This window comes from Kangiella spongicola, assembly GCF_003194565.2.
GTDB lineage: Bacteria > Pseudomonadota > Gammaproteobacteria > Enterobacterales > Kangiellaceae > Kangiella > Kangiella spongicola.
The window spans coordinates 1-12,495 of sequence record NZ_QICH01000002.1; the positions used below are offsets into that span (position 1 = coordinate 1).

Consider the following 12,495-nt stretch of genomic DNA (forward strand, 5'->3'; position numbering starts at 1 on the left):
TGCAGTGAAAGCGACCCGAAGGGCGAGAAAGCAACGCTTTCGAGTAACGCGCACGCAGAAGTGCGCCGTATCGACAGGGAAACACTAACTGTCTATACATCCATAAAGTTTTAAATAACGGTGAAGTAGCCATTGGCTGACAAACCGTAGGTTTGAGCGCTTGAATGCAGTGAAAGCGACCCGAAGGGCGAGAAAGCAACGCTTTCGAGTAACGCGCACGCAGAAGTGCGCCGTATCGACAGGGAAACACTAACTGTCTATACATCCATAAAGTTTTAAATAACGGTGAAGTGGCCGAGTGGCTGAAGGCGCACGCCTGGAAAGTGTGTATACGTTAATCGCGTATCGAGGGTTCGAATCCCTCCTTCACCGCCATACAAACAATACCCGCCTTGTGCGGGTATTTTTGTATCTGAGTGTGGGATGAGAACCTCGGTTCGACAAAGTTGCCTGGAGCAACTTTGAACAGCTAAGCTGCCCGTAGGGGAAAATACAAGGAAGTATTTTATTAATCCCTCCTTCACCGCCATACAATAAATACCCGCCTCGTGCGGGTATTTTTCTATCTGTTAAAAGTGTTTAGTCAGCTTGCAAATAATTAACACTAAACAGCTCATCTCCATCTAGCCAGCTATGCGCTAGCTTAAACCCTGATTTGCTCGCGAGTTCAGCAATTCCATCAATCGTATATTTGTAAGAATGTTCGGTGTGGATCAACTCACCCTTCTCAAAGCTCAGCGTTTCACCGAGCACTTCGTAACGAGCCGCCTTTAAGCTTTTCAGGTACATTTCAATGCGCTGTTGTTGTGAGTTATACAAAGCAAGGTGCTCAAATTCGTCTAACTTAAAGCTTGCCCCTAGAATGTCATTAATGTGTGCCAATGTGTTCAGGTTAAACTCTGCTGTAATTCCTTTCTTGTCGTTATAAGCAGCGTGAAGCGTTTCATTGTCTTTATGTAAATCAACACCTAAAACGATGCCCCCAGTTTCCCCTACCAATTGTCTCATTTGTCTTAAAAATGTTACTGCGTCTTCCGGCTCAAAGTTACCTATGGTTGATCCTGGATAAAAAACATACTTGGTATGACGCTCGAACTCTGACGGTATATTTATCGGCTCTGAAAAATCACTCACCACTGGACTCACTGTTAGCCAAGGGTAGTCCTTCGATAATCGCTCTGCGGATTGTTTTAAGAACTCGGCTGATACATCTTGTGGTACATAAACGCTTGGATGAATAGCTTCTAAGAGGTATTCAATCTTCTTACAGCTACCAGCGCCTGGTTCGATAATTAATGATTGCTTATCGATATACTGGGCGATGTCATTTGCGCAAGATTCTAGTATCAACCGTTCCGTTCTTGTTGGATAGTACTCATCCAGCTGAGTAATCTTCTCAAATAGCTTTGAGCCACGGTGATTATAAAAATATTTGGGATTGATAAACTTTTGGTCGGCTTTTAAGCCCGTTAAGATTTCAACTTGTTCTTGGTTTAATGAAACTTGTTTGCTCACGCTCACTCCTTATAGGCTTCTGGCTAAACGAAGGCCAGAAAACTGCCAACGAGCTTCTGGGTAAAAGAAATTACGATAAGTGGCTCTGATATGGTCATCTGACGTCACGCACGAGCCACCTCTTAAAACATATTGATTAGCCATAAACTTCCCGTTGTACTCACCGACAGCCCCAGCTAGCGGTGAATAGCCTGGATATGGACTATAGCTACTCGATGTCCACTCCCAGAGATCGCCATATAACTGTTTTACCATCTTTTGCTCAGCTGTGGGCGTAGGTCTGTAGTTTTTACTTGCTAGCAAATTACCGCTGACAGGCTGCCCTTTCGCTACTAACTCCCACTCTTGTTCAGTGGGTAGCCGTGCGCCAGCCCAAGTTGCAAAAGCGTCAGCTTCGTAATAACTGATATGCGACACGGGCTCGTTCGGATCAAGTTTGCAGTTTCCTGTTAGCGAATACTGATACCAATAGCCATCTTTTTGATACCAATACAAAGGGGCTTGCCAAGCAGCGTCTGTTTTCTTTGCCCAACCATCACTTAACCAATATTTTGGCTCGTCATAACCTCCAGCTTCGATAAACTCAAGGTACTCACCATTTGTTATCAGTCGTTCCGATATTTCAAAAGCAGCAACAAAACATTGGTGTTTAGGTGACTCATTATCAAAGCCAAACTCACCATTCACACCATCGCCAAGTTCTTTGCCAATTTCCACTAGACTTTCGTCAAAGCTAACCCAGTTTATAGAATTCTTAGGAGAACTCTTAACCGATTGTTTACCATCAAGTGTTTCTGAGAGTGGCAAATAGACAGGAAGAAGCGGGTTTTGATACAAGTTGTATTTGATATCCGTGAGTAATAACTCTTGGTGTTGTTGTTCGTGATTGATGCCGAGGGTAACCAAAGGCGCAATTTTATTGAGCTGACTCTGTTTCTCGATAAGAGTTACTATTCTTTCAGTCACATTCTTTCGGTAGTCATAAATTTCACTAACGGTGGGGCGTGATAAAAGATGACGGTTTGGACGCAAAAACTGTTCGCCAATAGCGTTGTAGTAAGAATTGAATAAGTATTCAAACTGAGGATTAAACGGGACGAAGTTTTCCTCAAAGGATTTCAAAATAAACGTTTCAAAAAACCAACTGGTGTGCGCTAGATGCCACTTAGCTGGGCTGGTCTCCGCTACCGCCTGTAAATTGAGGTCTTCGACTTCCAAAGGCTCGCACAGCGCTTCCGTCACCTCTCTGACCGTCTTAAACCGCTCTATGAGTGAGCGCATATCGTCATTCAACACCTTGTCTTGTAGCGAGCTGAGATCCACTTTGTCTAACATGCGTTACCTTAAAGTTTATTGATAATTAGTTTCGAGTTTACTCCCTGATTGATACGGCGCCAGAGATCCAAACACTGCCAGTATCAGATCGCCCTATCAACTCAGCCCCATCATTAGAGAGTTGAAGAGCTTTTACGTTACATTTATTTAAGCGTTGGTTCCAGTAGCTCACTAAAACCCTGTGAGCTGATCCTGTTGCTTTATCTTCATCGACGCCATGTTGTGGCGCAAAATACCTAAAACAGTAGTCATAATCAGGGGAAGAGCTTTTGCAAGTAGCAATAACGGCTCTGTCGGTTTGCTTAACAAGCTCAGCGAAATTTACAGACAAAGACTTAAGATTAAAACCATCTGGCCACTGCATAACAAAATAGCCGTCACTGTTGCCAACGGTTGATACAGCTTGAGGTAGCTGGTTAAACACTTTATGCATCCAAAGCGGAGCTTGTGAAGCTATTACCGAAGCCTCAGCAAAGATGAGCCACACAGAGTCTTCTGACGGGTTTTCCACTGGCTCGCAGACAACTTTAACTTCTTGGGCTTTTGCTAATAATGAAAAGGATTTAACACCCTTTTTAGCGATAACTTTCGCAGTCGCTAAAAGACCATGACCGCATAGCTGTATTTCATGAGAGCTGTTAAAACATCGAACCGAGTATGAGTGGGGTGAGTCTTGAGTAAAGAAACAGGTCGCAGGCGCTCCTTCATTTTGAGCGATTTTTTGTAACCAGTTTAATGAGGCACTTTTTTCCAACTGGTAAACAACCGCATAAGTCCCTTTTAAGGTGGGCGTCGAAAACACATCTACTTCTTGTCGCTTCAAAATACTTTTTAGCTCCACCACTACCCCAACTTTATTTAGATAAAGTCATTATGCTGAGAACTGCTCTTAACATCAAATAGAAAAAAGCCCGCAGTTGCGGGCTAATAAATACTACTAGATCGTGGTGATATTACGACTGTAATGTATCTAAAATATCATCATCAGAGCCTTCATCAATGTCCTCGAACAAGAAAGTGCTCAAATATCGCTCGCCGGTATCAGGTAGCATAGCCAAAATATTAGAACCTTCTGGAGCTTCATGCGCCGTTTCTAACGCCGCAGCGAAGGTCGCTCCTGAAGATATGCCACAGAAAATACCTTCGTTTCTAGCCAAGGCCAAAGAAGTATCGCGCGCGACTTCATCAGAAATTGGCACGATTTTGTCATACACCTCGCGACTCATAACGTCCGCTATAAAGTCGGGTGTCCAGCCTTGAATCTTATGAGGTTGCCACTCTTTGCCTTGCAATAAAGCTGCACCCTCGGGCTCAGTCGCAATCACCTTAATATCAGGTCTTGCAAGCTTTAACATCTCACCAACACCAGTAATAGTGCCGCCGGTACCGTAACCGCTAACAAAGTAGTCTAAGTTCTGGTTGGCAAAAGCACTTAATATCTCTGGCCCTGTGGTGTTTCGGTGGTAAGCAGGATTCGCCAAGTTTTCAAATTGACGCGCTAAAAACCAACCGTTTTTCTCAGCAAGTTGCTCTGCGACTTTTACCATGCCTACGCCACGCTCAGCTGCGGGTGTAAGAACAACTTTGGCGCCAAGAGCTCGCATGATTTTACGGCGTTCGACAGAGAAGGTTTCAGTCATTACGGCCACGAAAGGATAGCCTTTAGCTGCACATACCATAGCCAGCGCAATGCCAGTGTTGCCTGATGTAGCCTCGACAACTGTTTGCCCAGGTTTTAATAGACCGCGACTTTCAGCGTCATTAATAATGGCGTTAGCCAGCCTGTCTTTAACTGATGATAGTGGGTTAAAGTATTCGGCTTTAACATAGAGATTAACGTGCTTAGGGCCTAAGCGATTGATCTTTACTATTGGTGTATTTCCAATAGTGTCTAATATTGAATCGTATATTTTGCTCATTCTAGAGTTCGCCTCACAACATAATCTTTTACAGGAAATACTACACCACTGATGTTTGGAGTATTTCCTGATAATACATATAACTTCTTGCGATAATACGCATTTAAACACTTGTGATTGCAAAGCGTAAATAATATGCCTACAATCTTTATAACCAAATGGAATAAAAGCTTGATCTTAGACCTCGCTGGTCCTAACATCAACCCATTAACGATATTAAGTACCCATTGCCATGAAACTACAGCAACTCATCTACCTTATAGCGATTGCTGACAATAACCTAAGCATCACTAAAGCTGCTGAAAAATTATTCACATCACAACCTGGCATCAGTAAACAACTACGCTTATTAGAAAGTGAATTAGAAACCAAAATCTTCATTCGTAACGGTAAGCAGCTAGTAGGCGTGAGTGAGCTTGGCGAAGAGATCATTAGTCGTGCGCGCAAAGTACTGCACGAAATAAACCACATAAAAAACATTAGCAATCTAGCCAACGAAAGTGAGTCAGGTAACTTTTCTATCGCAACAACGCAGACACAGGCGCAATATGTGTTACCAAAAGTATTTGCTAATTTCCATAAACGCTATCCCCAGCTGACTATTGATTTACAACAAGGAACCTCTGAGCAAATTCTATCGCAACTACAGAAACAGGAGGTGGATTTCGCCATAGCTTCCGGCAATATTGAGCTAGGTGCGAATATTGTGAAAATCCCTTGCTTTCAATGGGATAGAACAGTTCTTTTCCCTCAAGACCACCCTCTTGGAGACTTAAGAAAAATTACTCTTCAAGATTTAGCCAAATATCCCATCGTCACCTACCCCTCAATGGGGCCAGCAGAAAAGTCCAGCTTAAAAGATGCGTTTAATAAAGTTAAGCTAGAGCCAAACATTGTCTTTACAGCTCGCGACGCAGACGTTATTAAGACTTATGTGCGAAATGGTTTTGGTATTGGTATCGTGGCTAGTATGGCGTTTTCACCGAAGCAAGATCGTGACTTGCTGGGCTACTCCACTAAAGATATATTGCCACGATGCACTACGTGGTTAGCCTTTAATAAAAACATGTTCTTGAAGAAATACATGAAAGATTTTATTAACGACTTCGCCCCCCACATCAGCAAAGAACAATTAAGTCGCTACCTGCATCAAGACTATACTTCGTCTCTCGAACTAGCTAATAGCATCGACAATGACGAAGATGATGCACCACTGCCTATGCATCAAATGTGGCATATTTAGGTATATTTGTAGCTAAAACAACTTTATTCAAATTCGTTATAAGTGGATGTTTATAATTAGAGCCATAAAAAAAGCCCCAGCAAAGGGGCTTTTTAAATTTTTTCTAAGCTGTGTTTTATATCAGCTCAGCTATCATTAAAAACTATTCTAAAAAGCTATCCTGCAAAACTAGCCTACAAACGCTCGCTCGATAACATAATCACCTTGAATACCCATCTTTGGGCTAATCTCAAAGCCTTTGCCATCAAGCATTTTAGATAAGTCTTCCAGCATTGCTTGGCTACCACAGATCATGGCACGATCGTGCTCAGGATCTAACTTATCAAGGCCCAATGCTTCTTCAACCTTACCTTCTTCGAGCGCATGAGTTAATCGGCCCTGGTTTTGGAACGGCTCACGTGTCACCGTTGGATAATAGAGCAACTTTTCAGAAATAATATCGCCGAGGTACTCATGGTTTGGCAATTCTTCCATGATTTTTTGCTGATAGCATAACTCGCTAACGTATCGCACACCATGGCACAGAATAACCTTGTCGAACTTCTCATAAGTCTCAGGACACTGGATAATGCTCATAAACGGCGCTAAACCAGTACCTGTCGCGAGTAAGTAGAGGTTACGGCCACTTTTTACATCGTCTACCACTAAGGTTCCCGTAGGCTTTTTGCTTACCATCACTTCATCGCCAGGCTTCAAATGCTGAAGGCGTGAAGTTAATTTCCCATCAGGCACTTTAATGCTAAAGAACTCTAGGTTCTCTTCATAATTAGGACTTGCGATACTGTAGGCGCGCATAACTTTCTTACCATCCTCGAGAGGCAAGCCGATCATAATAAACTCGCCGTTTCTAAAACGTAAGCTTTGATCACGAGTGGTTTGGAAAGTAAAAAGAGTGTCGTTCCAGTGCTTTACAGATAGTACTTTTTCAATATTAATATTGCTCATAAGCTCCACCTAGAGGAGGATTTAGCCGAATTATATAAGAACCTAAACTTATTGCAAACGATTCTCATTAAGTCGATAAGCGCTTTTGCATTATTAAAACTAATCTCATAATTTTATTGCTATCAATAGGATCAATAAACTGATGAATTACAGAGATATTAGACATGGATTATCGATTTAACCCTATAGAATCTGAGTGAATTATGGCTTATTATTAGCCTCAAAATATCACTGTATCGCGCATGGGTCTTTTAACTAATAACTCGTTACGGCCACTATCAATAGAGCTAAATAGGGTTAATTCAGGTATTATCACCTAACAAATCACACAACAATTCTGAGGTTAATATGAGTAAAAAGTGGGACGGGGAATTTATTAATCCTTATGTGGAGCATGGTGAGAAAAAAGATAAGGTTAAGAAGATAACCGTTTCTATACCCTACTCTGTACTAAAAATATTAACCGATGAACGCACACGCAGACAAGTAAACAACTTACGCCATGCCACCAACAGTGAACTACTGTGCGAGGCTTTTCTGCATGCTTACACAGGCCAGCCATTACCAACGGATGATGATCTCCAGAAGAATAAAGATGACTATGCCCAAGCTATGCTGGAACTGAGTCAGCAAGTTAAAGAATATAGCGACTAGCTGAGTGATATTTTTCTGCAATCTTGATACCATTAATCATATACAGAGTTTACTTCACCATCAGTTAGGAATAGCGAGATGTGGTCATGAGTATGTTACGTAAGCCGGTTTATTGGCTTTTATTGCTAGTGTTGGTAAACATTAATATCATCAACACAGCATCTGCTATCGTACACTTAAATTGTGCTTCACCAATAACAACATACAGCCTCCATTCTGATTCTTCAAAAAGTGACCTAACAGAACCAGCTGTTACTACACCGGTTGAACACGACTGTTGTTCAGAGGCACAATGTATAATGTTGCATTGCGCTACTCTTTCCCTAATCACGGCAACGGCTAACACGACTCAGCCTATAAAGCATCATCAACTGGTCGCTACGCCCTACTCTCAGTTTTTCCCTATAAACATTCAGACTCCACTATTCCGACCTCCAATTAGCTCCTAGCTATTTTAAAGTCTGCTTGGTCTTTCCAGGTCCTTGACACATATTGTGATACTATTTTTTTATTACTAGGAGTTATTCATGTTTACGCTTAAAAATCTAACAACACCCTCGATAGCATTGGTTATTATACTAGGTTTGGTATTCCCAAGTATCGCTGAGAGCGCTGCAAAAAATGTCACTGGCATCAGTGACAGCACCTCAAAAAGCACCTCAAACAAAGTCGCAGAGACGCAGTCCAAAGACTCAGCCTTAGAACAGCTGCACGCCATTATTTATAAAAATGAAGGATGCACTTGTTGTGACAAATGGGCCTCCCACCTCAATAAAGAGCAGTTTGAAACCGAGCTCAAGCCTGTTGAAAACATAAATCAGATCAAGCAAGAGTTAGGAGTAAACTCACAATTAAGCTCATGCCATACAGCCGTTATCAAACACAATAGTCAGCAGTATGTGTTTGAAGGCCATATTCCTGCCAAAATCATCAAACAGTTTTTAGCTAATCCGCCCAAGCACGCTATCGGCCTAGCCGTCCCTGCAATGCCAGTGGGAAGCCCAGGTATGGAATATCAAGGTAAGTTTATGCCTTATAAAGTCTTTCTACTGCACGACAATGGGCAAATCTCAATCTTTGCCTCTGTGGACAGTTTAGAAGAACAGTACCTAACTTCACCGGCCGAAAGTCAATAACGATATTAGGAAGCAAGTGGTATTGCCAAGAGTCCCTAGCGGCTCCGCATAAAAGTTTATGGTTAGGCCAGAAAGGCCCTTAAATCACATAATAAAGGTGTAACAATGATACAAGCATATAGGGTTGACGGCATGACCTGTCAAGGCTGTCGAAAAAAGGTAGAAACAACGTTATCCAAAATTGATGGCGTTAGTGCGCTGTACGTCGAACTGCCTAACTTGGCGGTTATAGAGTTTGAAGGCTCTGCCGGAGAACTTGAGTCACTACAAAAAGCACTCGCCGAGGCTGGGCGTTATACGATCGTAGAAACAAGCTTTGAGAAACTCGTTATTAGCAAAGAAGAAGCCAAAGCAAAGCTGGAACAAAGCGACAATGACAGTTGCTGTCACCACAGTGCAGAGCAAGAAATCAAACACACCTTCGACGAAAGCGATATTGGCAAATATTACTGCCCCATGTTTTGTGAGGGCGATAAAGTATATCGTGAGTTTGGAGCCTGCCCCGTGTGTGGTATGAATCTCGAAGTGATTGAAGGTGATAATGTCCATGACATTATCTACACTTGCCCAAACCACGACGAAATACAACAAGACTCACCCGGCAACTGTCCGAAATGTGGGCTAGAGTTAATCCCACAAGAAACCCTGCGGGACGACGCCCCTGATGAAAACTATCTACAGCTCCTGAAAAAATTCAAAGTAGCGGTAATCTTTACATTGCCGATTTTTATTATCGCCATGTCAGAAATGATACCGAATAATCCACTATACCAATGGCTACCCCAGAAAACGTGGAACTGGATACAGCTAGGTTTATCGATTCCCGTGGTATTTTACGCCTGCTGGATGTTTTTCGAACGTGCTTGGACATCGATTAAAACCTTCAACCTCAACATGTTTACCTTAATTGGGATTGGCGCTGGAGTGGCTTGGTTGTTTAGTCTTGTTGGGCTTATTGCGCCAGGAGTTTTCCCTGACCAATTCAAAACGGAAGTAGACACAGTCCACGTTTACTTTGAAGCAGCCTCAGTGATTCTAACTCTAGTGCTTCTGGGGCAATTACTGGAGTCGCGCGCTCATGGTAAAACCAATCAGGCCATCAAAGAGTTATTAAAGCTCACGCCAGCCACAGCGATAAAAATCGTCGATGGTGAAGAAAAACAGGTCACACTTGATCAGGTTTCTGTGGATGATTTCGTTCGAGTAAAGCCTGGAGGCAAGGTTCCTGTTGATGGGACGATCACCGAAGGACACAGTGATGTCGATGAGTCTATGATTAGCGGTGAGCCGATTCCGGTCAATAAGGATGTCGGAGATGTGGTCAGCGCGGGTACTATTAACGGTAGTGGCTCTCTGGTGATTAAAGCGACAAAGGTAGGTAAAGATACCCTACTGTCGAAAGTCATCGAGATGGTTAATGATGCTAGCCGTTCCAAAGCCCCCATACAAAAGCTAGCCGATAGAGTGGCGAAATACTTTGTACCGGCAGTTGTCATAGTTGCAATCCTGACCTTTATTATTTGGGCAACGTGGGGACCCGCTCCGGCCTACGCTTATGCTATTGTGAATGCTATTGCGGTGCTCATCATTGCTTGTCCCTGCGCACTCGGGTTAGCCACCCCTATGTCGGTAATGGTCGGGGTTGGCCGTGGGGCTCAGTCTGGCATTTTGATAAAAAACGCAGAAGTGCTCGAAAAAACGAATCAAATAGATACTTTGATCGTCGATAAAACTGGAACCTTGACTCAAGGAAAGCCAAGCGTTGAAGAAGTTATTGTACTTGATGAAGCAAAAGACACCTTCTCTAGCGAGAACCCCGAAGATAGCATTGCGGCCTTGATAGCATCGCTCAACCAACCTAGCGAACATTCATTAGCAACGGCAACGGTAGATTTTGCGAAGAAAAAAGAATTAAAGCTAAAAGATGTTAGTCATTTTAAGGCGCATAGCGGACAAGGTGTTAGCGGTCGAGTTGATGACAGCGATTTACTCTTGGGTAATGCGGCGTTAATTAAGCGCAACAGAGTTCATCTTGATAAAACTGTATTAAGTCATGCAGAGCAGTATCAATCTAAAGGCAAAACTATTTCATACTTAGCTATTAACGATTCTGTCACTGCCTTTATTGTGATTGGAGACAAACTAAAAGAGAGCTCTTTCAAAGCCATCCAGCGACTCAAGGCTTCTCATATCGATGTGCTAATGATGACGGGCGACAACCAAGCAACTGCCCAACACGTGGCAAACGAGCTGGATATTAAGTTCGAGGCAGAGTGCATGCCCGAGGATAAACTCAATCGGATTAAAGAATTACAGGGACAAGGCAAGATCGTTGCGATGGCGGGTGATGGCATTAACGATGCCCCAGCACTTGCTCAAGCGGATGTCGGTATAGCCATGGGGACTGGGACTGACGTTGCCATTGAAAGCGCCGAAATAACACTAATCAAAGGCGACCTTCTAGATATTGAAAAAGCGTATAAATTAAGTCACAAAACAATGCAGAATATTAAGCAGAATATGTTTTTTGCCTTTATATATAACGGATTAGGTATCCCGCTTGCCGCTGGGGTGTTATACCCAGTATTCGGTTTATTGATGTCGCCAATGGTGGCTGCTTTAGCCATGAGTTTCAGCTCTGTGTCGGTTATCACAAACTCACTACGTCTACGAAAAGCAAACATCGAATAACAAATACCGTGTAAAAAGTACCGAGTAACAAATACCGTGTAAACAAAAGGCTCCTCTCGGAGCCTTGTTAGTTTTGTCTTAGACAAGAAAGACTTAACTAGTTTACTCTTTAGTTGGCTTTACAAACTTCAGAGTCATTCGATCGCTTTCACCGATAGATAAGTACTTCTCTTTATCCTCGTCACCTAAACGCAACCCTGGCGGTAAAGTCCAAACACCTTTTGGGTGATCAGCGGTATCGTTTGGATTGGCATTAATCTCGGACGTTGCAACCAACTTAAAACCTGCTTCCTGAGCCACGCTAATCACAAAATCCTGATGCATATAGCCCGAAGATGCTTTTTCATCTTGCTTCATGTCTTTAGGTAGTCGGTGCTCGACGACACCTAACACGCCACCTGGTTTAAGAACTTCATACATCTCTTTAAAGCTATCAACAGTCGCTTCACGACCACCACGTAACCAGTTGTGTACATTTCTGAAAGTTACCACAGCATCTGCCGAATTTTCTGGCGCTATATCGAATAGCTCTGGTGGCTGAAAAACAGTAATTTCTACATTGGAGTATTGCTCTGCATCAGAAGCAATTTTATTGCTGAACTTCTCACGGCTATTGCGATAATACTCAATGGTGCTATTCGGATCATAATGCGCAGCGTATAGCTTGCCATCTTTACCCAATAATGGTGACAAGATTTCAGTATACCAACCACCGCCAGGAGCGATCTCCACCACAGTCATACCTGGCTCAATACCAAAATACGACAAGGTTTCTTGTGGATGGCGATATTGATCACGCTGTTTGTTTTTCTCTGAACGAAGATCAGAATTTAAAACACTGTGCCATAAGCTTTCAGTGTCGCTCGCTTGGCTAGCCTCTGCACTAGGGTTTTCCTCAACCTTAGTGTTGACCTCAGTTTTCACTTCAGTCTTAACATTGGCTTCGCTTTTAGTTTGCTCAGACGCATCCGTACACCCTAGTGTGGAAAAGGCCAAGACTAAAGCACTTGCTGTTAATACTCGCATTCAGACTCCTTACAATGATTTATAATGCTGG

At 42.9% G+C, this 12,495-nt stretch carries 11 protein-coding genes and 1 tRNA gene; 5 read left to right on the top strand and 7 right to left on the bottom strand.

The window, feature by feature from the left end:
- The coding region (locus DL796_RS05585; protein WP_146205071.1) for a hypothetical protein at positions 1-265 on the bottom strand (265 nt) is incomplete at its 3' end.
- A gap of 19 nt (positions 266-284) precedes the next feature.
- Here DL796_RS05585 and DL796_RS05590 point away from each other — a divergent pair.
- Positions 285-375 (top strand) — tRNA-Ser (locus tag DL796_RS05590).
- Between the two features lie 204 nt (positions 376-579).
- Here DL796_RS05590 and egtD read toward each other — a convergent pair.
- The 4 genes from egtD to cysK form a co-directional block, all read right to left on the bottom strand.
- Complete coding sequence (gene egtD, locus DL796_RS05595; protein WP_227592996.1) at positions 580-1,515, bottom strand: L-histidine N(alpha)-methyltransferase; 936 nt, start codon at positions 1,513-1,515, stop codon at positions 580-582.
- 9 nt (positions 1,516-1,524) lie between these two features.
- Positions 1,525-2,850, bottom strand: a complete 1,326-nt coding sequence (gene egtB, locus DL796_RS05600) for an ergothioneine biosynthesis protein EgtB (RefSeq protein ID WP_110200736.1) — start codon at positions 2,848-2,850, stop codon at positions 1,525-1,527.
- 37 nt (positions 2,851-2,887) lie between these two features.
- Entirely contained in the window at positions 2,888-3,673 is a 786-nt protein-coding gene (locus DL796_RS05605) for a PhzF family phenazine biosynthesis protein (protein WP_170114223.1), read from the bottom strand.
- Between the two features lie 130 nt (positions 3,674-3,803).
- Positions 3,804-4,769, bottom strand: coding sequence for a cysteine synthase A (gene cysK / locus DL796_RS05610; RefSeq protein ID WP_110200738.1), 966 nt, complete (start codon positions 4,767-4,769; stop codon positions 3,804-3,806).
- A gap of 232 nt (positions 4,770-5,001) precedes the next feature.
- Here cysK and DL796_RS05615 point away from each other — a divergent pair, with 232 nt between their 5' ends.
- Positions 5,002-6,012, top strand: coding sequence for a LysR substrate-binding domain-containing protein (locus DL796_RS05615; protein ID WP_110200739.1), 1,011 nt, complete (start codon positions 5,002-5,004; stop codon positions 6,010-6,012).
- A gap of 168 nt (positions 6,013-6,180) precedes the next feature.
- Here DL796_RS05615 and DL796_RS05620 read toward each other — a convergent pair whose 3' ends face one another.
- Positions 6,181-6,957, bottom strand: a complete 777-nt coding sequence (locus DL796_RS05620) for a ferredoxin--NADP reductase (RefSeq protein ID WP_110200740.1) — start codon at positions 6,955-6,957, stop codon at positions 6,181-6,183.
- Between the two features lie 348 nt (positions 6,958-7,305).
- Between DL796_RS05620 and metJ the strand changes: the two genes are divergently transcribed.
- The 3 genes from metJ to DL796_RS05635 all read left to right on the top strand — a co-directional run bounded on the left by metJ (position 7,306) and on the right by DL796_RS05635 (position 11,438).
- The gene (gene metJ / locus DL796_RS05625; RefSeq protein ID WP_110200741.1) at positions 7,306-7,611 is read left to right on the top strand and encodes a met regulon transcriptional regulator MetJ; all 306 of its coding nucleotides are present in this window, start codon (positions 7,306-7,308) and stop codon (positions 7,609-7,611) included.
- A gap of 527 nt (positions 7,612-8,138) precedes the next feature.
- Positions 8,139-8,747, top strand: a complete 609-nt coding sequence (locus DL796_RS05630) for a DUF411 domain-containing protein (protein ID WP_110200742.1) — start codon at positions 8,139-8,141, stop codon at positions 8,745-8,747.
- A gap of 105 nt (positions 8,748-8,852) precedes the next feature.
- Complete coding sequence (locus tag DL796_RS05635) at positions 8,853-11,438, top strand: heavy metal translocating P-type ATPase (RefSeq protein ID WP_110200743.1); 2,586 nt, start codon at positions 8,853-8,855, stop codon at positions 11,436-11,438.
- 102 nt (positions 11,439-11,540) lie between these two features.
- Here the strand turns inward: DL796_RS05635 and DL796_RS05640 are convergent, their stop codons facing one another.
- A complete protein-coding gene (locus DL796_RS05640) occupies positions 11,541-12,464 on the bottom strand; it encodes a class I SAM-dependent methyltransferase (RefSeq protein WP_110200744.1) in 924 nt (307 codons plus the stop codon).
- Positions 12,465-12,495: the final 31 nt, after the last annotated feature.

Excerpts from the sequence above, each read along its gene's own strand:
- egtB (WP_110200736.1), bottom strand. The coding sequence starts at position 2,850 with ATGTTAGACAAAGTGGATCTCAGCTCGCTACAAGACAAGGTGTTGAAT.
- cysK (WP_110200738.1), bottom strand. The coding sequence starts at position 4,769 with ATGAGCAAAATATACGATTCAATATTAGACACTATTGGAAATACACCA.
- DL796_RS05615 (WP_110200739.1), top strand. The coding sequence starts at position 5,002 with ATGAAACTACAGCAACTCATCTACCTTATAGCGATTGCTGACAATAAC.
- DL796_RS05620 (WP_110200740.1), bottom strand. The coding sequence starts at position 6,957 with ATGAGCAATATTAATATTGAAAAAGTACTATCTGTAAAGCACTGGAAC.
- metJ (WP_110200741.1), top strand. The coding sequence starts at position 7,306 with ATGAGTAAAAAGTGGGACGGGGAATTTATTAATCCTTATGTGGAGCAT.
- DL796_RS05630 (WP_110200742.1), top strand. The coding sequence starts at position 8,139 with ATGTTTACGCTTAAAAATCTAACAACACCCTCGATAGCATTGGTTATT.
- DL796_RS05635 (WP_110200743.1), top strand. The coding sequence starts at position 8,853 with ATGATACAAGCATATAGGGTTGACGGCATGACCTGTCAAGGCTGTCGA.
- DL796_RS05640 (WP_110200744.1), bottom strand. The coding sequence starts at position 12,464 with ATGCGAGTATTAACAGCAAGTGCTTTAGTCTTGGCCTTTTCCACACTA.